At 41.0% G+C, this 23754-nt stretch carries 21 protein-coding genes; all 21 read right to left on the bottom strand.

All coding sequences use genetic code 11. The annotated features are described in order from the left end of the window. Positions 1 to 12: 12 nt before the first annotated feature. The 21 genes from pnp to rpsB all read right to left on the bottom strand — a co-directional run bounded on the left by pnp (position 13) and on the right by rpsB (position 23643). The gene (gene pnp / locus AJGP001_RS11175; RefSeq protein WP_071153813.1) at positions 13 to 2130 is read right to left on the bottom strand and encodes a polyribonucleotide nucleotidyltransferase; all 2118 of its coding nucleotides are present in this window, start codon (positions 2128 to 2130) and stop codon (positions 13 to 15) included. Between the two features lie 149 nt (positions 2131 to 2279). After that, positions 2280 to 2549 (bottom strand): 30S ribosomal protein S15, encoded by a 270-nt coding sequence (gene rpsO / locus AJGP001_RS11180; protein ID WP_038704238.1) that lies wholly within the window; start codon positions 2547 to 2549, stop codon positions 2280 to 2282. A gap of 135 nt (positions 2550 to 2684) precedes the next feature. Continuing rightward, the gene (ribF, locus tag AJGP001_RS11185; RefSeq protein ID WP_078080555.1) at positions 2685 to 3635 is read right to left on the bottom strand and encodes a riboflavin biosynthesis protein RibF; all 951 of its coding nucleotides are present in this window, start codon (positions 3633 to 3635) and stop codon (positions 2685 to 2687) included. Position 3636: 1 nt separating this feature from the next. Beyond that, positions 3637 to 4566, bottom strand: a complete 930-nt coding sequence (gene truB / locus AJGP001_RS11190) for a tRNA pseudouridine(55) synthase TruB (protein ID WP_078080556.1) — start codon at positions 4564 to 4566, stop codon at positions 3637 to 3639. 66 nt (positions 4567 to 4632) lie between these two features. Next, positions 4633 to 4983, bottom strand: coding sequence for a 30S ribosome-binding factor RbfA (gene rbfA / locus AJGP001_RS11195; protein ID WP_006828239.1), 351 nt, complete (start codon positions 4981 to 4983; stop codon positions 4633 to 4635). A gap of 18 nt (positions 4984 to 5001) precedes the next feature. Further along, the gene (locus tag AJGP001_RS11200; RefSeq protein ID WP_071153812.1) at positions 5002 to 5280 is read right to left on the bottom strand and encodes a DUF503 domain-containing protein; all 279 of its coding nucleotides are present in this window, start codon (positions 5278 to 5280) and stop codon (positions 5002 to 5004) included. Beyond that, on the bottom strand, positions 5277 to 7613 hold the full coding sequence (infB, locus tag AJGP001_RS11205) for a translation initiation factor IF-2 (protein WP_071153811.1): 2337 nt from the start codon (positions 7611 to 7613) through the stop codon (positions 5277 to 5279). The genes AJGP001_RS11200 and infB overlap by 4 nt, the downstream gene beginning before the upstream one ends. Beyond that, positions 7591 to 7935 carry a YlxQ family RNA-binding protein gene (locus tag AJGP001_RS11210; RefSeq protein WP_058384953.1) on the bottom strand — a complete coding sequence of 115 codons (345 nt, stop codon included), beginning with the start codon at positions 7933 to 7935 and terminating at the stop codon, positions 7591 to 7593. Before AJGP001_RS11210 ends, infB begins: the two co-directional genes overlap by 23 nt. Further along, positions 7935 to 8213, bottom strand: a complete 279-nt coding sequence (rnpM, locus tag AJGP001_RS11215) for an RNase P modulator RnpM (protein WP_008430874.1) — start codon at positions 8211 to 8213, stop codon at positions 7935 to 7937. Before rnpM ends, AJGP001_RS11210 begins: the two co-directional genes overlap by 1 nt. Before the next feature lie 20 nt (positions 8214 to 8233). Continuing rightward, positions 8234 to 9361, bottom strand: a complete 1128-nt coding sequence (gene nusA, locus AJGP001_RS11220; protein ID WP_058384952.1) for a transcription termination factor NusA — start codon at positions 9359 to 9361, stop codon at positions 8234 to 8236. A gap of 20 nt (positions 9362 to 9381) precedes the next feature. After that, positions 9382 to 9867 (bottom strand): ribosome maturation factor RimP, encoded by a 486-nt coding sequence (rimP, locus tag AJGP001_RS11225; RefSeq protein ID WP_058384951.1) that lies wholly within the window; start codon positions 9865 to 9867, stop codon positions 9382 to 9384. 124 nt (positions 9868 to 9991) lie between these two features. Next, on the bottom strand, positions 9992 to 14299 hold the full coding sequence (locus AJGP001_RS11230; protein WP_078080557.1) for a PolC-type DNA polymerase III: 4308 nt from the start codon (positions 14297 to 14299) through the stop codon (positions 9992 to 9994). 294 nt (positions 14300 to 14593) lie between these two features. After that, positions 14594 to 16297, bottom strand: coding sequence for a proline--tRNA ligase (locus AJGP001_RS11235; RefSeq protein WP_071153810.1), 1704 nt, complete (start codon positions 16295 to 16297; stop codon positions 14594 to 14596). A 95-nt stretch (positions 16298 to 16392) separates the two neighbouring features. Further along, complete coding sequence (gene rseP, locus AJGP001_RS11240; RefSeq protein ID WP_078080558.1) at positions 16393 to 17652, bottom strand: RIP metalloprotease RseP; 1260 nt, start codon at positions 17650 to 17652, stop codon at positions 16393 to 16395. Positions 17653 to 17694: 42 nt separating this feature from the next. Next, positions 17695 to 18840, bottom strand: a complete 1146-nt coding sequence (gene dxr / locus AJGP001_RS11245; protein WP_071153809.1) for a 1-deoxy-D-xylulose-5-phosphate reductoisomerase — start codon at positions 18838 to 18840, stop codon at positions 17695 to 17697. A 16-nt stretch (positions 18841 to 18856) separates the two neighbouring features. Then, positions 18857 to 19648, bottom strand: a complete 792-nt coding sequence (locus tag AJGP001_RS11250) for a phosphatidate cytidylyltransferase (RefSeq protein WP_058384946.1) — start codon at positions 19646 to 19648, stop codon at positions 18857 to 18859. After that, the gene (locus AJGP001_RS11255; protein ID WP_078080559.1) at positions 19645 to 20436 is read right to left on the bottom strand and encodes an undecaprenyl pyrophosphate synthase; all 792 of its coding nucleotides are present in this window, start codon (positions 20434 to 20436) and stop codon (positions 19645 to 19647) included. Before AJGP001_RS11255 ends, AJGP001_RS11250 begins: the two co-directional genes overlap by 4 nt. Positions 20437 to 20588: 152 nt before the next feature. Further along, positions 20589 to 21146, bottom strand: a complete 558-nt coding sequence (frr, locus tag AJGP001_RS11260; RefSeq protein ID WP_058384944.1) for a ribosome recycling factor — start codon at positions 21144 to 21146, stop codon at positions 20589 to 20591. After that, a complete protein-coding gene (gene pyrH / locus AJGP001_RS11265) occupies positions 21146 to 21871 on the bottom strand; it encodes a UMP kinase (RefSeq protein WP_058384943.1) in 726 nt (241 codons plus the stop codon). The genes frr and pyrH overlap by 1 nt, the downstream gene beginning before the upstream one ends. An 81-nt stretch (positions 21872 to 21952) precedes the next feature. Then, positions 21953 to 22837, bottom strand: coding sequence for a translation elongation factor Ts (gene tsf / locus AJGP001_RS11270; protein WP_078080560.1), 885 nt, complete (start codon positions 22835 to 22837; stop codon positions 21953 to 21955). A gap of 89 nt (positions 22838 to 22926) precedes the next feature. Next, positions 22927 to 23643 (bottom strand): 30S ribosomal protein S2, encoded by a 717-nt coding sequence (rpsB, locus tag AJGP001_RS11275; protein WP_038704256.1) that lies wholly within the window; start codon positions 23641 to 23643, stop codon positions 22927 to 22929. Between the last annotated feature and the right edge of the window lie 111 nt (positions 23644 to 23754).

Genomic DNA, 23754 nt, shown 5'->3' on the forward strand with positions numbered 1-23754 from the left:
GTATGGTTAACTTTATTCTTGGTCTTGTTTTTCAGCAGCTTCTTTTTGTTCTTTTAAAACAATCTTACGTGACAAGTTTACACGGCCTTGACGGTCAATTTCAATTACTTTGACTTGAATGACTTGATCCATTTTCAAAACGTCTTCTACTTCTTTAGTCCGTTCTTCTTGGATTTCAGAAATATGAAGAAGACCGTCTTTGCCAGGGAACAATTCAACAAATGCACCGAACTTCTCAATTCGCTTCACTTTGCCTTCGTAATATTCGCCGACTTTCGCCTCGCGAACGATGTTTTCAATCATTGCTTTCGCTTTCGCGTTCATTTCTTCATCAACAGATGAAATGAAGATTGTACCGTTTTGTTCGGTATCAATCTTAACGCCCGTTTCATCAATGATTTTGTTGATCACTTTACCACCAGGTCCAATAACATCGCGGATCTTGTCTGGGTTGATCTTCACCATGATAATTTTCGGTGCATATTTAGAAAGAGTCGTTCTCGGTTCAGCAATCGTCGCAAGCATGGATTCCAGAATATGAATACGACCGATTTGAGCTTGTGCCAATGCCTCTTCCAAAATTTCACGAGAAAGACCGTCGATTTTAATGTCCATTTGAAGAGCCGTAATGCCTTTTGCAGTACCCGCTACTTTAAAGTCCATATCGCCAAGATAATCTTCCATTCCTTGAATGTCAGAAAGAACAGTATAGTTTTCGCCTTTTTTCACTAGACCCATTGCAATACCTGCAACTGGAGCAGTTAAAGGTACACCTGCATCCATCATCGCAAGTGTTGACGCACAAATACTTGCTTGTGAAGTTGAACCATTCGATTCAAGTACTTCTGCAACAAGACGAATTGTGTAAGGGAAATCTTTTTCGTTTGGAATAACCGCTTCTAATGCACGTTCACCAAGTGCCCCGTGACCGATTTCGCGGCGTCCTGGTCCACGAAGGAATCCAGTTTCACCAACCGAGAACAACGGGAAGTTGTAATGATGCATAAAGCGTTTTGTATCTTCAATGCCAAGGCCATCAATAATTTGAACATCGCCTAATGCACCTAGTGTACAAATACTCATTGCTTGCGTTTGTCCACGAGTAAACAATCCTGAGCCGTGTGTGCGGTTAAGAACACCGACTTCAGAAGACAATGGACGAATTTCAGAAGGTCCACGGCCATCCGGACGAATTTTTTCGTCTGTAATTAGGCGGCGAACTTCTTCTTTGACCATTTTATCAAGAATTTGGCCAGCTTGCTTCTTAACTGCATCTTCTGACTCTTCATATGCAGCCATTGCACGTGCTTTAACTTCATCTATTGCTTCGTTGCGCGCTTGTTTTTCGTTAATTTGAACAGCAGCGTTTAAGTCAGTTTCCACAGCTTCTTTAATAGAAGATGTCAATTCTGCATCTAATTCATACAATTTGATATCTGTTTTTGCTTTACCAACTTCTGCAGCAATCTGTTCTTGGAAAGCGATCAATTTCTTGATTTCTTCGTGACCGAACATAATAGCTTCTAAAATGATTTCTTCAGAAACTTCTTTTGCTCCTGCTTCAACCATGTTGATCGCATCTTTTGTACCAGCTACGATCAAGTTAATCGAGCTTTGCTCAAGTTGTTCATTTGTTGGGTTGATGATGTATTGTCCGTCGATTAACCCAACAATGACTCCAGCAATCGGTCCACCAAAAGGAATATCTGAGATCATTAATGCAAGTGAAGAACCGAACATTGCAGCCATTTCTGACGGGCAATCCTGATCGACAGACATAACCATTGAAATCACTTGGACTTCGTTACGGAAACCGTCTGGGAATAATGGACGGATCGGACGATCGATTAAACGACTTGTTAACGTCGCTTTTTCAGATGGACGGCCTTCACGTTTAATGAAACCACCAGGAATTTTACCGACAGCGTAAAGACGTTCTTCGTAGTTAACAGTCAACGGGAAAAAATCTAAAGGTTTCGGCGTTTTTGATGCCGTTGCCGTAGATAAAACTGCTGTATCGCCATAACGGATTAACGCTGCTCCGTTTGCTTGTTTTGCTAATTGACCGACCTCAACTTGCAACTCGCGGCCAGCCCAATCAAGTGTGTAAACTTTTTTTGTTTGCTCCATATTATCGAGCTCCTCTCTCTTACCGTATATCTATATACTGTATGTATCTACTAGTAGTGTATCAAAAAGGCATCCAATGTGCGATGCGATAAATTAAAGTTTAATCCATAAAGAAAAAGCGGGACGAATCCCGCTTTTACTGTTTACTATTAACGGCGTAGGCCAAGTCTTGCGATTAACTCGCGGTAGCGAGCTACTTCGTTTTCACGTAAGTATTTTAGCAAGTTACGACGGCGTCCAACCATTTTGAATAGACCACGACGTGAGTGATGATCTTTTTTGTGAGTACGTAAGTGCTCATTCAAGTTGTTGATGTCTTCTGTAAGAATAGCGATTTGAATATCTGCAGACCCAGTATCTGTGTCGTGCACTTTGTATTCGCTAATCAATTCATTTTTGCGTTCTTGAGTGATTGCCATACTGTTTCCACCTCCTAATTTCTAATATCCCCTATTACCGAGCAAACGTTGGTGAATCGAATTGCCAAGCAACGGTTTGTACTTTCAGTACTCATAAATAATAGCATAAGACTTTTTCAAAATCAACCGTACGAGTTAATTTATCCCTGCAAAAAACTGTTCAGCTGTTAATTTATCCGATTGAATCTGTGCTTTCAATTCGTCAATCCCTGAAAATTTTTGCTCATCCCGGATCCGTTCATACCACTCGACTTCTACCATTTCCCCGTAAATGGATTTATCGAAATGAAGAATATGGACCTCGATTACTTGTTTTTTTACATCTGGATCGTTGAAGGTAGGCTTGTAACCAATATTGCAGACACCATTATATAGCTGTCCTTGCACCTGAATTTTCACCGCATAGACCCCGCGGCTCGGTACGATTGCACCAAGCTCTGGCTCCACGTTAGCTGTCGGAAATCCAATCGTACGGCCTCGTTTGTCGCCATTAACTACAGTACCCAGAACTCTGAACGGTCGACCAAGCAACTGGCATACTTTTCCGGTTTCGCCTTGCTTTAATAATTCACGAATACGGGTCGAACTGATTTTCTCGTCACTTTCTTCTAACTTCTCTGCAACGGTTACATCATAATGACCCTTGCTCATTAGTTTCATCAATGCCATATCGCCTTTTCCTTTGCTACCAAAAGAAAAATCGAATCCAGCTGTCACGTGTTTTACTTGAAGGTTTTTAACAAAAATTTCGATAAATTCCTGTGGCGTCAATTTAGCAAATTCAGAAGTAAAGCGGACGATAAAACAATAATCCACGTCCATCTCCTCTAAGATATCCATTTTTTGCTGCATAGGTGTAATATAAAAGACTTCTTCTTTTCTTCCGCCCAATACAAGCGATGGATGAGGATCAAAAGTCATGACTGCTGACTTTATATTTTTTTGGTGAGCTTGTTTAATGGCTTCTCCTATGACGCGTTGATGTCCTTTATGTACACCATCAAAAAAACCTAACGCCAGGGAGATTGGTCCAGTTTCACTATCTGGTTTTACATGGTTCGGGTAATTCAAATGAATAATTTCCATATTACACCTCGTCTGCTGTCGGAAAACCGAACATTTTTTCAGGTTTCATTTTATCCGCTTTTTCAGGGTGATTTTTATAGAGTGCCACTGGCTGCCCCTTGTAGGTTAAAGCTACAAAACCCATTTCATCTAGTATGGCGTGGCGCGCTAACACTTGACCATTTTTCACAGCAAAAACTTGTTGCTGTTCAATTTCCAAAAACGGAAACGCACTTAGGCCATAACTTAACGGTTTTAAAATATCATCCATATGCCCATTTTGAGCAAGTTCAGCCACTTCAGCAAGTGTTACACAATCTTTTTCACTAAATTTCCCTGATTCTGTGCGTGTTAGTCTCGACATATGCGCAGGATAACCTAGCGCTTCCCCAATTTGCACGGCCAATGTCCGAATATAAGTTCCTTTGCCACAACGGATGCGAATGTTAAAGCTAATTTTTTCACCGATCCATCGCTGATCGTCATCAAGCAATTCAATCGAATCAATGCGCACAATTCGTTCAGGTCGCTCAACCGAAATTCCTTGACGGGCATATTCGTATAATTTTTTGCCATTTACTTTGACTGCTGAATACATCGGTGGAATTTGTTTAATGTTACCGGTCAGCTGCAGCAAAACTTCTGCCACTTGCGCTCGCGTAATCACTTTTTTGGAAGCATCTGTCTCAACTGTTTCACCTGTAGCATCTTCTGTATCTGTTGAGTAGCCAATTGTTACTTCAGCTTCATAGGTCTTGCCTTGGTCCGTAATATATTCAGCCACTTTTGTCGTGTTCCCGATACAAATCGGCAATACCCCATCCACTTCAGGGTCTAGTGTGCCCGTATGTCCTACTTTTTTTGTTTGAAGAATTTTTCTGAGTTTAAAAACACAATCATGGGAAGTCATTCCTTTTTCTTTCCATAATGGTAAAATTCCATTTAGCGCCATTTTGTTGATCTCCTTTGCTTGATGCCAAAAAAGCCTGCTGTCTACAATAGACAGCAGGCTTTGATTTCAATCTTCTTTTGGTTCTTGAATACCACGCAATAACGTATCAATTCGATTGCCGTACGCAACCGATGAATCGATTTCAAAAGACAATTCAGGAGTTTTACGGAGACGGATCCGCTGTCCAATTTCGGAGCGAATAAATCCTTTTGACTTCGTCAACCCAAGCAATGTCTGTTCTTTTGCATGGTCTTCGCCTAATACGCTGATGTATACTGTTGCCTGCTGGAGATCTCCTGTAACTTCAACATCTGTTACAGTGACAAATCCGATACGTGGATCTTTCAGTTTTCGACTGATGATATCACTAAGCTCTTTTTTCATCTGCTCAGCTACACGATTCGCGCGCATTGTCATTGATGGTCCACCTCGTTCTTACAAATATTCTTTTTCAAACTCCAAGCATTCCCATGCAGGATTGCTTTCCAAATAGTAGAGAACTTGTGCCATTTCTTTATCTGCCACTTCTTTTGATGAAGAAACAATAACAAAAGCAAGGCGGGTTCGCTGCCATACATTTTGGTGATCAATCTCTGCTGTAGAAACATTGAATTTTTGCTTGCTACGGGTCAGCATACTCTTCACTACTGCCCGTTTATCTTTTAACGAATGTGCAGTTGGAATGAAAAATTCACATTCCATATACAAGATCATTTGCGTACGATTTCTTCCATAATATATGCTTCGATAATGTCTAACTCTTTAACATCATTGAAGTTTTTAATTGTGATCCCACATTCGTATCCTTTTGCTACTTCTTTCGCGTCGTCTTTAAAACGTTTCAACGTATCGATTTCGCCTTCAAATACAACGATTCCTTCACGAATGACACGGACGCCGCTATCACGCGTGATCTTACCTTCAGTTACATAACTTCCGGCAATTGTTCCGACTTTAGAAACTTTGAATGTACTACGGATTTCTGCTTGTCCGATAATTTTTTCTTCAAATTCAGGATCAAGCAACCCTTTCATAGCAAATTCGATTTCTTCAATTACTTTATAGATAATGCGGTGTAAACGGATGTCGACGCCTTCAGCATCAGCAGCACGTTTTGCGTTTGCATCTGGACGAACGTTAAAACCAATAACGATAGCGTTTGAAGCAGCTGCCAATGAAACATCAGATTCTGTAATCGCACCAGCACCCGTGTGGATAATTTTCACATTGACGCCTTCTACATCAAGTTTAAGAAGAGATGCAGCCATTGCTTCAACGGCTCCTTGAACGTCAGCTTTGACAATCAAGTTTAACTCCTTCATTTCGCCTTGTTTCAATTGATCAAACAAGTTATCAAGTGTAACGCGTGTTTTCTCAGAACGCTGAACTTGAAGCGCTGAAGTTGCACGTGTTTCTCCCACTTGACGAGCAGTTTTCTCATCTTCGAAGACAACAAAACGGTCACCCGCTTGAGGTACATCATTCAAACCGGTAATCTCAACTGGTGTTGATGGTCCCGCTTCTTTTACGCGGCGGCCAATATCAGACACCATTGCTCGAACGCGACCAAATGTATTTCCGACAACAATCGGATCTCCAACTTTTAATGTTCCATCTTGTACTAGAAGAGTTGCAACAGAACCGCGACCTTTGTCAAGCTCTGCTTCAATCACTGTACCAATTGCACGACGTGCGGGATTTGCTTTTAGTTCGCCAACTTCTGAAACTAGTAAGATCATTTCAAGTAATGAATCGATGCCGTCTCCAGTTAAAGCAGAAATTGGAACGAAGATTGTTTCGCCACCCCAAGCCTCTGCCACTAGTCCATGTTCAGTCAATTCTTGCATGACACGATCAGGATTTGCACTTGGCTTATCCATTTTGTTGACTGCGATAATAATTGGAACTTCTGCAGCTTTGGCATGGTTAATCGCCTCTACCGTTTGTGGCATAACGCCATCATCAGCCGCTACAACGATAATCGCAATGTCAGTCACTTTTGCTCCGCGCGCACGCATTGTTGTAAACGCTGCGTGTCCAGGAGTGTCCAGGAACGTGATTTTTTTGCCGTTGTCAACTACTTGGTAAGCACCAATATGTTGCGTAATTCCACCTGCTTCTCCAGCAGTCACTTTCGTGTTACGGATTGAATCCAGCAAAGTTGTTTTACCATGGTCAACGTGCCCCATAATTGTGACAACTGGTGGACGCTCTTCATTAAGATTTTCATCTTCTGGTTCAAAATAAACTTCAAGATCGGTTTTATCCACCAAGATCTCTTCTTCTACTTCAACCTCATATTCAGCACAAATTAATTCAATTGTATCTTTATCCAATTCTTGGTTAATGGTAGCCATTGCACCAAGCATGAATAATTTTTTAATAATTTCAGACGGCTCGCGTCCTAATTTTTTTGCCAGCTCAGCTACTGTCAATGACTCACTGAAAGTAATTTTAGCTGGTAACTCTTTTTCTTTTTTAGGCATTGGTGGCAACGGATTTACCGGTTGTTGCTGTTTGCCTTTACGGTTACGGTTTTGGAAGCCGTTACGGTTTCCACCACCAGGACGACCTGAAGAACGTTGACCCGGACCTGCTGTTGGTTTAGCTGCCTTTGGCGTAAAGTTTGATCCTGTTTTGGCTGGTGCTGTTGGTCGTTGGCCATTCCCTTGTGAACGGGATTGTCCTTGACTAGGAGCTGCTGCCGGACGGGATTGACTTTGTCCTGATGGGCGTGACTGTCCGCCTTGTGACGGACGGGATTGTCCACCTTGTGATGGGCGTGATTGGCCTTGTGACGGACGGGATTGACTTCCCGATGGACGTGACTGGCCTTGTGATGATGGACGTGACGGGCTTGATGGTGCTTGTGTGCGCTGTCCAGCTGAAGCGTTTTTGTAAATGCCGTCCAACTTTGTCACATCTGTATCTTCTAATGTCGCCATATGGTTTGGCACTTTAACATTAAGCTTTGACAATTCATTGATAATTTCTTTACTTGGCTTATCTACTTTTTTCGCGTATTCATGTACTCGAATTTTGGTCATCTGCTCGCCCCCGATTAATTTCTTCAATTAAGCTGATTAGTTTTTTTGCAAATCCAGAATCTGTGATTGCAATTACTACTCGCTCTTCCTTACCTATCGCATGTCCCAATTCATACCGGGACCCAAAAACACGGAGTTCTACTCCATTGGATTTACATTTATCGTGCAACTTCTTGTGTGTATTATCAGAAGCGTCTTCAGAAATAATTACTAATTTCGCTTTCCCTTTTCGAACTTCGCTCACGGACATCTCTTCACCTGAAATGGTCATTCTTGCACGTGTGGCTAATCCAAGTAATTGAAGGATTTTTTGTTTGTTCATTATTTCAACTGCTCTCTAAGAACGACGCGAATTAACTCATCATAAATTTCGTCTGGAACTTTAACTTCTAGTTGCTTGTCCAGTACTTTCTTTTTGCGGGCAGTCGCGATGGCATCTTCCGATTTTGAAAGATATGCGCCGCGTCCTGATTTTTTGCCTGTCAAATCGACGGATACTTCGCCTTCTTTCGAACGGACAACGCGGGTCATTTCTTTTTTAGGATGCATCTCGCCTGTAGCTACACACTTCCGTAATGGAATTTTCTTTTGCAGAGCCAACGGACATCACCTTTTCTACGTTATTCTTTTTCTTCGTAAAAATCAAAATCGTCTAGTTCTTCGCCAGATTCAACTAGTTCAATGCTAGAATTTTCATTTGGATAAATTCCTAGTTCGCGTGCATCTGTTTCACTTTTAATATCGATTTTCCAACCTGTTAACTTCGCTGCTAAACGGGCATTTTGTCCACGTTTACCGATAGCAAGAGATAGTTGATAGTCAGGCACAACAACGGTTGTGGATTTTGCTTCTTCGTTTACTTGTACATCTAATACTTTAGATGGGCTAAGCGCATTTGCTACAAAAACGACCGGTTCTTCTGACCATTCTACAATATCGATTTTTTCTCCACTTAATTCGTTAACGATTGTCTGAACACGACCACCTTTAGATCCAACGCACGAACCTACTGGATCAATATCATCACGGTGGGCAAAAACGGAAATTTTCGAGCGATCTCCTGCTTCGCGTGCAATTGATTTGATTTCAACAATGCCATCATAAATTTCAGGCACTTCGTTTTCGAATAAACGGCGCAGTAGTCCTGGATGTGTACGTGATACAAACACTTGTGGTCCGCGTGTCGTGCGTTCTACTTTCGTGATGTACACTTTAATGCGGTCATGCGGTTTGTAATGTTCATTTGGCATTTGTTCTGTCTGCGGTAACACAGCTTCAACCTTGCCAAGTCCAACGTATAAATTGCGAGCGTCCATACGCTCAACGATACCGTTTACGATATCATCTGCACGATCAACAAACTCTTCAAAGATTAAGCCACGCTCAGCCTCACGAACGCGCTGAGTAACAACTTGTTTGGCTGTCTGTGCAGCAATACGACCGAAGTTTCGTGGTGTTACTTCTTGTTCCACGATATCTCCTAGTTCATAAGCTGGATTAATAACTTTAGCATCTTCTAATGAGATGTGAAGACGTTCATCTTCTACTTCTTCTACAACATCTTTACGTGAGTAAACCAGCATTGTTCCTGTGTTCAAGTTCAAGTCTACACGAACATTCTGCGCTTGGTTAAAATTCCGTTTGTATGCTGTTACCAATGCCGCTTCAATCGCTTCAATCAAGACTTCACGTGAAATCCCTTTTTGTTTCTCTAGTACTTCAAAAGCATCCAATAACTCACTGCTCATTTTATTCACTCCCAGGTTCTTCAATCAGGTTTTACAGAAAAATCAATGGCTAAACGGATCACTGCGATCTTGTCTTTTGCGATATTAATTATTTTTCTGCGTGTTTTGATTTTAATTTCAATTTCTACTTGTTCATCATCGTAGGACTTTAAATAACCCTCAAACTCTTTAGCATCTTCAACCGGTTCATAGGTTTTGATGTAGATAAATTTAGTAAGGGCTTTTTCAAAATCTTTTTCTTTCTTCAATGGACGTTCAGCACCTGGAGATGAAACTTCCAAGAAATAGTTTTGTTCAATCGGATCTAATTGATCCAAAATTTCGCTCAACTTTTCGCTTACTAAAGCGCATTGGTCAATATCGATAGGTGCTTCTGGATTATCTACATATACTCGTAAAAACCAGTCGCGACCTTCTTTTAAAAATTCCACGTCTACAAGTTCCAATGCTAATTCACTGGTAATGGGTTGTACTATTTTCTCGATTTGTTCTGTAATTTTGCTCATATAAGCCTCCCGCCAATTTTATGCCAAACAAACAGAAAAGAGCGGGAGAACCCACTCTTCTGCGACAGAGCTATCAATAAATGTTACTACAATAATACCACAACCGGCACCGCGGTGCAACTGGCTAGAACAAGGATAGCTGATTAGCCTCAGGCATGCCTTCAAGGCAACCGTGATCATCCATGTATTCGATGATTGTTTTTGAAACACGACCACGTTGCTGCAAATCTTCTTTTGATAAAAACTCTCCATGCTCGCGTGCAGCAACGATCGATTTTGCCGCATTGGTCCCGAGTCCTGGAATGGCATTAAAAGGAGGAATCAGGCTATTTCCTTCAATAATAAATTCATCTGCAGAGGATTTATACAAATCGACTTTTTGGAAAGTATAGCCACGCTCCACCATTTCGAGTGTCAGTTCCATAACCGTTAATAAGTTTTTCTCTTTTGTCGAAGCTTCCAATCCTTTGGCATTAATTTCGCTAACTACAGTCCGAATCGCTTGTGATCCTTTGGCCATAGCATTGACATCGAAATCTTCCGCACGAACCGTAAAGTAAGCCGCGTAATAAAGAACCGGGAAATGTACTTTGAAATAAGCAATTCTTACCGCCATCAATACATAAGCAGCAGCGTGGGCTTTCGGGAACATATACTTAATCTTTTTGCATGACTCGATGTACCAGTTCGGCACACCCTCTTTTTTCATCGCTTCCTCAAATTCAGGCGTTAACCCTTTACCTTTTCGGACTGACTCCATAATTTTAAACGCTAATGAAGATTCAAGCCCTTGATAAATCAAGTAAACCATGATGTCATCACGGCAACCAATTACATCGGACAGCTGACAAGTTCCGTTTTGAATTAATTCTTGCGCGTTACTCAACCAAACGTCTGTCCCGTGAGAAAGTCCTGAAATCTGAACCAGTTCCGAGAATGTATTTGGCTTTGTTTCTTCTAACATCTGCCGCACAAATCGCGTACCAAATTCAGGAATGCCAAGTGTCCCCGTTTTGCAACCAATTTGTTCTTTCGTTACACCGAGCGATTCTGGTCCAGCGAATATTTTCATCACTTCAGGATCATCGGTCGGGATGGTTTTCGGATCGATTCCTGATAAATCTTGTAGCATGCGAATAACTGTCGGGTCATCGTGACCAAGTATATCAAGCTTCAATAAATTATCGTGAATCGAATGGAAATCAAAATGCGTTGTTTTCCATTCAGAGTCTTGCGCATCCGCCGGAAACTGTATCGGCGAAAAATCATAAATGTCCATATAATCAGGTACGACAATAATTCCTCCTGGATGCTGTCCGGTACTTCGTTTAACGCCCGAACATCCTTGCACCAGACGATCGATTTCTGCTCCGCGCAACGTCATATCACGATCATTTGCATATCCCCGCACGTACCCATAGGCTGTTTTTTCCGCAACCGTACCGATCGTTCCTGCACGGAATACATTGTCTTCACCGAATAATTCCTTTGTATAGTTGTGGGCTTTTGATTGATATTCACCGCTAAAGTTCAGATCAATATCGGGAACTTTATCCCCTTTAAATCCTAAGAAGGTTTCAAACGGAATATCTTGACCTTCTTTTTGATATGGCACATCGCAATCTGGACAATTTTTGTCTTTTAAGTCAAACCCAGAGCTTACCGAACCGTCATCAAAGAACTCTGATTTTTTGCATTTTCTACAAATGTAATGTGGCGGCAGCGGATTTACTTCCGTAATCTCTGTTAATGTTGCGACGAGCGAAGAACCAACCGACCCACGAGAACCCACTAGATAGCCATCGTCCAATGACTTTTTAACAAGCTTATGTGAAATCAAGTAAATAACCGCAAATCCGTGACCGATAATGGACTTTAGTTCTTTTTCAATACGCGCCTCTACGATTTCTGGTAAAGGCAATCCATAAATCTGTTTAGCCATGTTGTAGCTCAACTCACGGACCTCTTCATCGGCTCCTTCAATCTTCGGTGTATACAATTCATCCTTAATGGGTTTCACAACATCAATCATGTCTGAAATCTTCAAGGAATTTGCTACAACTAGTTCGTGCGCTGTTTCACTTCCAAGAAATTCAAAAGCATCTAGCATTTCATTTGTCGTTCTAAAATGTACTTTTGGTAATTTGGTTCGATTCAGTGGATTGGCTCCACCTTGAGATCCAATCAACACTTGTCGGAAAATAGCATCTGTCTCGTCTAAATAATGGACATTGCCAGTAGCAACCAGAGGAATCTCTAATTTACGGCTAATTTTCACTAATTTCCGGATAATGTCTTCCAAGTTCCATTCATCACGGATCATTTCTCGTTCGATTAAATGCGAGTAAACCTCTTTTGGATGAACTTCCAAATAATCATAAAATTGCGCTGCTTTTTCAACTTCTTCCATCGATTTTTGCATGACCGCTTCAAATACTTCACCTTTATCACAACCTGAACCGACTAACAGTCCATTTCGATGTTTTTGCAATAGTGAACGTGGAATACGCGGCACTCGGTAGAAATAATCGATATGTGAAGCAGACACCAGCTTGAATAGGTTTTTTAATCCTTCTTGATTTTGCGCAAGTAACGTACAGTGAGTTGGACGTGCACGTTTGTACGCATCCCCACTACCGACATAGTCATTGATTTGATCGTGATAAAGAATCCCTTTTTGATCTGCTTCTTTTAACAGATGCGTCAATAAATACGAAGTCGCTTCTGTATCATAGATGGCTCGGTGATGTTGTGTCAGCTCAATGCCAAATTTCTTAGCCAAGGTGTTTAACCGGTGACTTTTCAACTCTGGATGAAGCATGCGAGCCAGTTCTAACGTATCAATGGTGGCATGCTTTTTATCGATACCGTATTTTTTATAACATACGTATAAAAAGCCCATATCGAATGAAGCATTATGGGCAACCATAATATGATCGCCTGCCCATTCATGGTATTTGCGAATCACTTCTTCCACTTCTGGTGCGTTCTTGACCATGTCATCTGTAATGCCAGTCAAATCAATTGTCGTCGATGACAGCTCATGATGAGGGTTGGCAAAGCTTTCGAACTTATCAATAATTTGGCCGCCCTTAATTTTTACAGCAGCTAGTTCAATAATGGTGTCGTATACAGCAGACAACCCTGTTGTCTCTAAGTCAAATACCACAAACGTTTCTTCTTCTAATAACGCATGACGCTCTTCATAAGCAATCGGTACCCCGTCGTCTACTAAATTTGCTTCTAAACCAAATATTGCTTTAATGCCATGTTTTTTACTGGCAGCATAGGCATCCGGAAATGATTGTACACCAGCATGATCGGTAATTGCGATTGCTGGATGTCCCCATTTAGCCGCTTGACTGACGAGTGAATCGACAGAAGACACAGCATCCATTTGACTCATCGGTGTATGCAAATGCAATTCGACACGCTTTTCTTCCGCTGTATCCCGGCGAAGTTCCGGTTTGATCTCAACCATATCTTGCGCCATCATGACTAAATCACGAACAAAAGTGTCCGTTTGGATCGAGCCGCGCGCTTTTAACCACATGCCTTTTTTCGCATTAGCCATGAGTTCAGCATCTTCTTTATCACGCGAGAACATCTTGATAAGAATTGAATCAGTATAATCCGTTATTTTAACTGTTAACAGCGAACGTCCACTTCGAAGTTCTCTCACTTCTGCATCAAAGACGTAACCTTCAACTGTCACTCGGCGCTCTTCATCAGTGATGGATTTAATCTCTACAATGTTTTCATCTGGCTTGATAGCAGTACCCATCTGGAATGGTCCTGAAGGAGCTCCATTTTCTCTCTGGTTGGTTTCTCGTTTTTTCATATCTGATAGTGCTTTTCTAGCCATTTCTTCTTCTTCACGTAGACGCTCTGCCATAAATGCTTCGTGGGCAGCTTCCTGATTTTCGTCAGACAATTGGAAATCGATCGCGACATGTGGAAATCCAAACTGACGGTATACTGCTGCTAGTTTTTCGCTGTATTTTGATTTTAACGCCATCATTTCATGTTGATGATTGCATTGTAATAATAGTTTATTGCCATTCCATACAGGTACTTGCGACAATAAGCGATCACGCAGTGGAGGTGCCATGTCTGCTAATTCTTCAACCGCGTATTTCCAGTAAGACAACACAAGATTTTCTTGTGCTGTTTCTTGCGTTGTTTCAATAGTTAATTGAACGGAAGCAATCGGAGAAAAGGTGCTATAAAGTCGTTCTTTAACTAATAAGTACAAATCAATCGGCAGGATATTCTTCAATTTCACAAGAAATTTCCACGACCGCTCTTTTTTATGGACCGTCATCCGTGTCAATTCAGCCTCTTCAAAAAAAGGCATGTGCACATCGTCCGTTAAGTCGAGATGCTGAAGCAGCAAGTTGAATCGCATTTTGGAGTCTTGCTCGTTTGTCATAATGATCCCCTTCATGGTAGTGATTTGAGAAAAGCGAATTGTAAAAAATTGCTTTAGGCGGACGCTTTCCACTCTTCCTTTAAATGCTATGTGTATAGAAGTAACTAAAACCATAAAAATATAGAAATTAATAAACAGGAAGGTAAGTGATTCTTTTCCTAATCAGGAAGGTAGCTATACCCGTTCATTAAATTTTGATAGCTCATTTGAGACATCCCTGTAGATTCTGAAGCGGGCAGAAAAAGAAAGGAAAGTACAATGTGTACTTTCCTTTCATCATATCAGATTTCACTGTTATTTTTTAAAAAACTGCTGTATTTTCTCAAGTACTTCGTCGCGCGTCCATTCAAATGTTTCACCTGTACGACGTATTTTAACTTCCAAAATTCCTTCTGAAGCTTTTTTGCCAATGGTGATACGGATTGGTAAGCCAATCAAATCTGCATCTGCGAATTTCACACCTGCACGTTCTTTACGGTCATCAAGTAGTACTTCGTAACGATTTTCTTTTAATAGCGAATAAAGTTCCTCGCCAAGTTCACGTTGAGCATCGTCTTTAACGTTGACTGGTACTAGATGAACTTCATAAGGAGCAACAACGTCTGGCCAGGTAAAACCATTTTCGTCTTGGAATTGTTCTGCAACTGCAGCCAATACACGTGATACACCGATTCCGTAACATCCCATAATGTAAGGCATTGCTTTGCCTTGATCGTTCAAGAAAGTTCCTTTTAGCGGAATGCTGTAAGTCGTCCCTAGCTTAAAGATATGTCCGACTTCGATTCCTTTAGCAAATTGAATCATTCCTTGACCGTCCGGTGAAGCATCGCCTTCTTGGATAAAGCGCAGGTCGTGGAAAGCAGGAACTGAAAAATCTTTTCCTGGTGTAACATTTTTATAATGGTAACCACTTTCGTTAGCTCCAGCAATCCCATTTACAATGTTTTCTACTGCATGGTCAGCAAACAATCGAATATCTTCCGGCAAATTGATAGGTCCAAGCGAACCGATATCACAACCTAATAAGTGCTGTACCTCTTCGGGAGTTGCCATTTCGACAACTGTAGCACCTGTAGCGTGTTTTACTTTAACATCATTAACTTCATGATCACCTCTTGCTAAAACGATGACCAGTTCATCATCTGCTTTAAAGACCATCGTTTTGATGCATTTTTCAGCAGTCGTTTGGAAGAAGTCCGCTACATCTGCAATGGTATTTTTGCCTGGCGTTGCAACTTTTTCCACCGTTTCAGGAATTTCACCTGATACTGGATAGCTTACGTTAACTGCTGCCATTTCAATATTCGCTGCATATGAAGAAGTATCCGAGTAAGCAATTGTATCTTCGCCAATTTCTGACAACACCATAAATTCGTGATTGTCTTTTCCGCCAATTGCACCAGAATCTGCAATAACTGCACGGAAGTTTAAACCAAGACGTGTGAAGATGTTCTTATATGCTTGCATCATGACATCGTATGTTTCGTCTAAACTTTCAGGTGTCGCATGGAATGAATAAGCATCTTTCATTAAAAATTCACGACCACGTAACAAGCCAAAGCGAGGACGTTTCTCATCTCTAAATTTTGATTGAATTTGGAATAAGTTCAATGGCAATTTCTTGTAAGATTTGATTTCATCACGCAATAAGCTTGTGATCACTTCTTCATGCGTTGCGCCTAGGGCAAATTCGCGGTCGTTACGATCTTTCAAACGCATCAATTCGTCCCCGTAGGTATACCACCGGCCTGATTCTTGCCATAGTTCGGCTTGCTGAAGTGCAGGCATGAAAATCTCAACGCTGTTCGCTGCTTCCATTTCTTCGCGAATTACCGTTTCAACTTTTTGAAGTACACGTTTACCGAGTGGCAAGAACGAATAAATACCACTCGTATTTTGTCGAATAAATCCTGCACGTAATAATAATTGATGCGATTTCACTTCTGCATCTGCTGGCGTTTCACGTAATGTCGGGATAAAAGTTGCTGTTTGTTTCATTCCAAAATACACCTCAACTGACTATAAAATTTTTAAGACGAAAAGCTTTGGACAGGCATATAGTTGCCTGTCCAGTACTGCCCACTTGCTATTATTTAAAAGAAATACTTTTGAATGTCATTCCAGGTGACGACAATCATTAACAGCATGAGAAGCATAATTCCAACAAAATGGACCATTCCTTCTTTTTGCCGATCCACCGGTTTGCCCCGCACCGCTTCAAGAATAAAGAACATTAAACGTCCACCGTCAAGTGCTGGTAATGGCAGTAGATTCATGATGCCGAGATTAATGCTGAGCATACCTGCCCAACTCATCAAAGTAAAGAATCCATATTTAGCTACTTCTTCAGTCGTTTTGTAAATGCCCACTGGACCAGAAAGTGCATCAATTGTAAACTGGCCCGTTACGAGCATACCAAGCAAACGGAAAATTTCTTTAAACCAAAAGATGGTTTGTTCTGCGCCGTAGGCAAAAGATCCAAAGAAATCTTTTTCTACCGGACTTTCGTAAAGTACACCGATTACACCGATTTCTTCAGCGGATTGATCTGAAATTTCAGGTGTAATGGTAAAGTCTAACAGCTCACCGTCCCGTTCAACACTAAAAGCAAGCGGATTCCCCGCATTCGTCTGAACCGATTCAACTAGTTCATCCCAAGTGCCAATTTGTTTTCCTTCAATTTCAGTTACCAAGTCACCATTTTGCATTCCAGCTTCTGCCGCTGGACTTGCTTCCGTTACTTCGGTAATAACAGGTTCAAAAGTTGGGACACCCTGCATCATGCCAATTGCTGTAAAAATAAGAAATGCCAAAATGAAATTGAAAAGCGGTCCTGCAAAAATTGTCATGAATCGTTTGCCCACTGATTTCGAATCAAATTGTCGGTCGTAAGGGGCCAAAATGGTTTCTCTGCCATTTTCCTCAACAACCGCGTCACGCGCAACTTCAATGCGTATTAGCTTTTCATCTTCATCATAGCCTTTGATCCACAGTTCTTTTTCAAGGTCTGCTTCTTCTACTTCAAGAAATAAAATTTCAGGGTAAACATGCTTCTGATTCATGATGATTTTTTTAGCTTGGCCTTCTTTGTTTAAAAGAACACCAATACGATGACCTGCTTGAAGATGGATTGTGTCCATATCTTCGCCTGCCATACGTACATAGCCACCAATTGGTAACAAACGCAACGTATAAAGCGTTTCTCCTTTAGTAATACCCAAGATTTTCGGGCCCATACCAATCGCAAATTCACGGACTAAAATACCGGCTCGCTTTGCAAAAAGGAAATGACCAAATTCATGAAAAAATACTAAAGCACCGAAAATTATTATAAACGAGATAACTGTCTCCATTTTAAACCCATCCTTATAAATTTATTCGGTTTTGATCTTTAGTCATTTTAGCATGTTTTTTACAGATTTTCTTGTTTCAGCATCTACGTGCAGAATGGTTTCAAGATCTGGATTGCTTAAAACTTCATGGTGATCCATTGCACGTTCAATCATTTCTTCAATTTGCAAGAACTTGATTTTTTCGTCAAGAAACAGAGCGACAGCCTGTTCATTTGCTGCATTTAAAACAGTAGTCATCGTACCACCTGCATTTCCAGCATCAAAGGCTAACTGCAAAGCATGAAAACGTTTATAGTCCATCTTTTTAAAATTCAATTGACTAATTTCAGCTAAATCCAATCGTTTTGCTGTCGGTCGTGGAAGTCGATTAGGATAGGACAATGCATACTGAATTGGCACTCTCATATCAGGAGTTCCAAGTTGTGCGATTACGCTCGTATCTTGAAATTCGACCATCGAATGAATAATACTTTCTCGGTGAAGCACCACATCAATATCGGCATATGCAAAACCAAATAGCACATGAGCTTCAATGACTTCTAAACCTTTATTAACCATAGTCGCCGAATCAATGGTGATTTTTGATCCCATTGACCAATTCGGATGATTCAAGGCATCCTGTACCGTAACATTTTTTAACTCGTCACGAGTCAAATCGCGAAAGCTACCGCCAGAAGCGGTCAAAATCAACCGACTAGCTTGATCTTTTTTCTCTCCATTGAGCGCTTGGAACAATGCGGAATGTTCACTGTCGACCGGAAGGATGACTGCACCAAACTGTTTGGCACTATTCATAACTAAATGGCCTGCTGTAACGAGCGTTTCTTTGTTAGCGATTGCAATGGTACGACCCAGTTTAATCGCTTCTAACGTCGGCTCAAGGCCCACACTGCCAAGAACTGCATTAACTAAGATGTCAGCATCCCAAACAGCAATTTCGATTAATCCTTTCGCACCTGAAACGAATGTCGTCGCTGGGAATTCTGCTGTCAGTGTTTTAGCATCTTCCGCTTGCTGAATACAGACAATTTCCGGATTGAATTCAACGATCAATTTACGCGTAACATCCATGTTTTTTCCGGCAGAAAATCCAATCAACGAAAATTCATGCGGATGTTCTCGGATGATATCAGCTGTCTGTACACCGATTGAACCGGTAGCTCCCAATAAAACAATTTTCTTAACCATTCAGCAAGTTCCTCTCTTAGATAAAATGTAAAAAATGAAGCAAAGGCATAACAAATAAAATACTATCAAAACGATCCAATATTCCGCCGTGCCCTGGCAAAATCGACCCTGAATCTTTTACATTGAAATGGCGTTTTAGCGCAGATTCTACCAAATCACCCATTTGTCCGAAAATCGAAGCGATAATTGTGACGATGACAATCAGGATGATTGAGTGATTTAACGGTATAAAGTAGTTAAATATCAATGCAATCCCAATTGCCCAAACAATACCACCTACAAATCCTTCAATCGTTTTGTTCGGTGAAATTTCTGGCCAGAGTTTCCGCTTTCCAATTTTGCGCCCTGTAAAATATGCGCCTGAATCGGTAAACCAGACTACCAATAATGCAAAAATTAAGTAACTCAAGCTTGCTTCGCGTGTTTCGATAAAATAGAAGAAGCCGATTCCTACATATAAAGTTCCTAAAACAGCAAAAGCGGCATCGTCGAAAGTAAAACTATTTTTCACGACAACTGTATGTATCAATAGAAGAATAACGGCTAAAAAGGCAAATTCGACTTTTTCATAACCTGTCCATTCAAATACTTGGTCTGCCCAACGATCAGGGAGCATAAACGCATAAAGTGCTAGCAAAGAAATAAGACCGGGAATACTCCGTAGACTCCGGCCTTTCATTTTCAAAAGTTCCTGCAACGCTACTGTCCCTAGCAAATAAACCAGTAGGACAAACGGAACACCTCCATAAATAACAAAAGGAATGAAAAGAGCTGCCGCAATGACACCTGTTATAATCCGTTGTTTCATTTCACTTCGTCTCCTTTCAACCCTCCGTAACGCCGATTGCGTTTCTGGTAATTCCCAATTGCTTCCAACAAGGAATCTTCATTAAAATCGGGCCACAAGGTTTCCGTGAACCAAAACTCAGTATAGGCCAATTGCCAAAGCATAAAATTACTTAAACGGACTTCGCCACTTGTGCGGATTAATAAATCCGGTTCTGGCAACCCTTTTGTCATCAACCCCCCAGAAATAAGGTCTTCGCTTATATCATTGATATCTAAAGTCCCAGCAGCTACTTGCGCTGCGATATCTTTTACAGCATCCACAATCTCTGCACGGCTGCCATAGTTTAAAGCGAAGTTTAAGACCAGTCCGGTATTACCCTTTGTAGCTTCTTTCGCTTTCTCAATTGCTCGTAATGTGTGTCCTGGCAAATTATGACGATAGCCCATCATTTCCACTCGCACATTTTCTTCAATCAGTTCCGGTAGAAAAGTTGTTAAAAACTCTTCAGGTAACCGCATCAAGAAATCCACTTCAATTTTTGGTCGCTTCCAATTCTCAGTAGAAAATGCGTATAAAGTTAACACATTCACACCCAGTTCGTTGGCAAGCTTAGTCACTTTGCGAACAGTCTTCATCCCTTCGTGATGACCTGCAACTCTTGGCAGTGCACGTTTTTTTGCCCAGCGTCCATTACCATCCATGATAATTGCAATATGAGCCGGAACCTTTTCAGTTGAAATCAAAACTGAGCGATCTCCGGTTCCCAAAGACTGATCAGTATTTCGTTTTAATAGTTTATTGAACATATTTAATCCTCCACCTAGTACAAATCGGCATGTCTATAGCTTATCATATCAAAAAAAACAGCATTGTGCGCTTCTTTAAAGAGACAGCACCGATTTTTTGCATGAAAAAGCGTCCTGTTTAACAGGACGCTCGACATGAAATGAAGTTCGATTTAAACTTCCATAATCTCTTTTTCTTTACCTTTAACCATTTCATCAATTTTCGTAATGTTATCGTCCGTTAGCTTTTGGACGTCGTCAGAATAACCACGCAAGTCATCAACTGTGATTTCACTTTTCTTCTCCAGTTTTTTGAACTCGTCATTCGCATCTCGACGAATATTACGAATTCCGACTTTTGCTTCTTCCGCTTCTTTTTTCACTTGTTTCACAAGATCTTTGCGGCGTTCTTCTGTCAATGCAGGTACGGCTAAACGAATTACCGAACCATCGTTTGATGGGCTCAGCCCTAAGTCAGACTTAAGGATTGCTTTTTCGATATCACCAAGAACTGATTTGTCATACGGCTGAATCATGATCAACCGTGCTTCAGGAATCGAAATTCCTGCCACTTGGTTGACTGGAGTCGGAGAACCATAGTAGTCAATTGTTAACTTATCAAGAATTGATGGAGTTGCACGCCCCGCACGGATAGAGGCCAAATCACGCGAAAAAGCTTGAATTGCATTAGTCATTTTAGATGTAGTTTCATTCATTACTGATTTCGGCATTAGATTGTTCTCCTCACTACTGTCCCGATTTTCTCTCCGAGTACAGCTCTTTTTATATTTCCATTTTCCATAATTGAGAATACTACGAGTGGAATATCATTGTCCATACATAGTGTTGAAGCTGTTGAATCCATCACTTGCAAGCCTTGTTGAATCACATCGAAATAAGAAAGTTCTTCATATTTTACTGCTGTAGAATCCGTCTTCGGATCAGCTGAATACACGCCATCAACATTGTTTTTCGCCATTAAAATGACATCGGCTTCAATTTCTGCTGCACGTAATGCTGCTGTTGTGTCAGTTGAGAAGTATGGATTTCCTGTACCTGCTGCAAAAATGACAACTCGTTTTTTCTCTAAATGACGGATGGCTCTTCTGCGGATATAAGGTTCAGCTACTTGGCGCATTTCAATAGATGACAGGACACGCGTTTCTACATCTTGCTTTTCTAATGAATCCTGTAACGCCAATGAGTTCATTACCGTTGCCAGCATGCCCATATAATCGGCTGTGGCACGATCCATTCCCATTTCAGAACCAACTTTGCCTCTCCAAATATTGCCGCCCCCTACTACTACTGCGACTTCCACTCCGAGTTCCACCACTTCTTTTACTTGGCTTGCGACTGATTTGATGATTTCAGGGGACAATCCGAACCCCTGTCCACCTGCCATTGCTTCACCACTTAGTTTTAATACAATGCGTTTATATTGCTGAACACTCATCGGTACCCTCCGTTACACTTTTATTGAAAAATAGGGAACACATTCTTGTGTTCCCCAAGATAAAACATATGATAAAAAATCTTATTTTTTGTTAACTTGGCTCATAACTTCATCAGCAAAGTTGTCTTCACGTTTTTCGATGCCTTCTCCAACTTCGTAACGGATGAATTCTTCAATCGATCCACCAGTAGAAGTAGCGAAATCACGAACTTTTTGATCAGAGTTTTTAACAAATGCTTGGTCAAGCAAGCAAATGTCTTCGAAATATTTACCAAGGCGGCCTTCAACCATTTTCGCAACGATTTTTTCTGGTTTGCCTTCGTTTAATGCTTGCTCAGTCAACACTTTACGCTCGTGTTCTACTTCGTCAGCAGAAACTTCGTCACGTGAGATGTATTTAGGGTTTAATGCAGCAATGTGCATAGCGATGTCGCGTGCAGCATCTGAATCTGTAGAGTTTTCAAGAACTACAAGCACTGAAATTCGTCCACCCATGTGAAGGTATGGTCCGAAAGCATCTGCATCTGTTTTTGTACGAATTTCAAAACGACGCAATGTGATTTTTTCACCAATTTTAGCGATTGCGTTTGAAATGTGGTCTGCAACTGATAAACCATTAGACATAGTTGATGAATTTGCTTCTTCAACAGTAGCTGGTTTTGTTGTAATCAGGTGCTCGCCCAATTCTTTTACTAAGGTTTGGAAACCGTCGTTTTTCGCAACAAAGTCAGTTTCAGCGTTTACTTCGAAGATAATTGCTTCGTTTTCTTTTACAAGAATTGAAGTAATTCCTTCAGCTGCAATGCGGTCTGCTTTTTTAGAAGCGCTTGAAAGACCTTTTTCGCGTAGGAAATCAAGTGCTGCTTCCATATTACCGTCTGTTTCTACTAATGCTTTTTTACAATCCATCATACCCGCGCCTGTTTTTCCGCGCAATTCTTTCACCATTTGTGCTGTAACTGCCATGATTAATTTCCTCCTTCATAATTTGTTGCTATTTTCTCAAAAAAAGGTGATAAGAGGGGTTGGCCGCTTATCACCTGTGTAATCGTGAATTACTCAGCAGATTCAGCTTGAGTTTCTTCATCTTCTTCCGGTTTTGATTCAAGCAAAGCATCCGCCATTTTACCAGTTAACAATTTAACTGCGCGAATCGCATCGTCGTTTGCAGGAATAACATAATCGATTTCATCCGGATCACAGTTAGTATCAACGATACCAACGATTGGAATGTTCAATTTCATTGCTTCTGCAACTGCAATGCGTTCTTTACGTGGGTCAACTACGAACATTACGTCCGGTAGAGCTTTCATATCACGGATACCGCCTAGGAATTTAACAAGACGTTCGTGTTGTTTTTTCAACTGAACAACTTCTTTTTTCGGTAGAACTTCGAAAGTTCCATCTTCTTCCATGCGCTCGATTTGTTTCAAACGGTTCACACGTTTTTGGATTGTACCGAAGTTAGTAAGTGTTCCACCCAACCAACGTTGGTTGATGTAATAGTTACCAGAGCGTTCTGCTTCTTCTTTGATAGCGTCTTGAGCTTGTTTTTTCGTACCAACGAAAAGAACTTTTCCGCCTTCTTCGCCAACTTGTTTCATGAAGCTATAAGCTTCTTCCAGTTTGCGAACTGTTTTTTGTAGATCGATGATGTAGATACCGTTACGTTCCACGAAAATATATTTTTTCATTTTCGGGTTCCAACGACGAGTCTGGTGACCGAAGTGTACACCAGCTTCTAACAATTGTTTCATTGAGATTACTGCCATGATATGTTTCCTCCTGATAGGTTATTTTTTTCCCTCCGCATTTTTCTTCTCTGAACCGTTACCCGGATTGGGCACCCACGACTCAAATCGAAATGCGTGTGTATTTAACAC

This window comes from Planococcus faecalis (assembly GCF_002009235.1).
Taxonomy (GTDB): Bacteria; Bacillota; Bacilli; order Bacillales_A; family Planococcaceae; genus Planococcus; species Planococcus kocurii.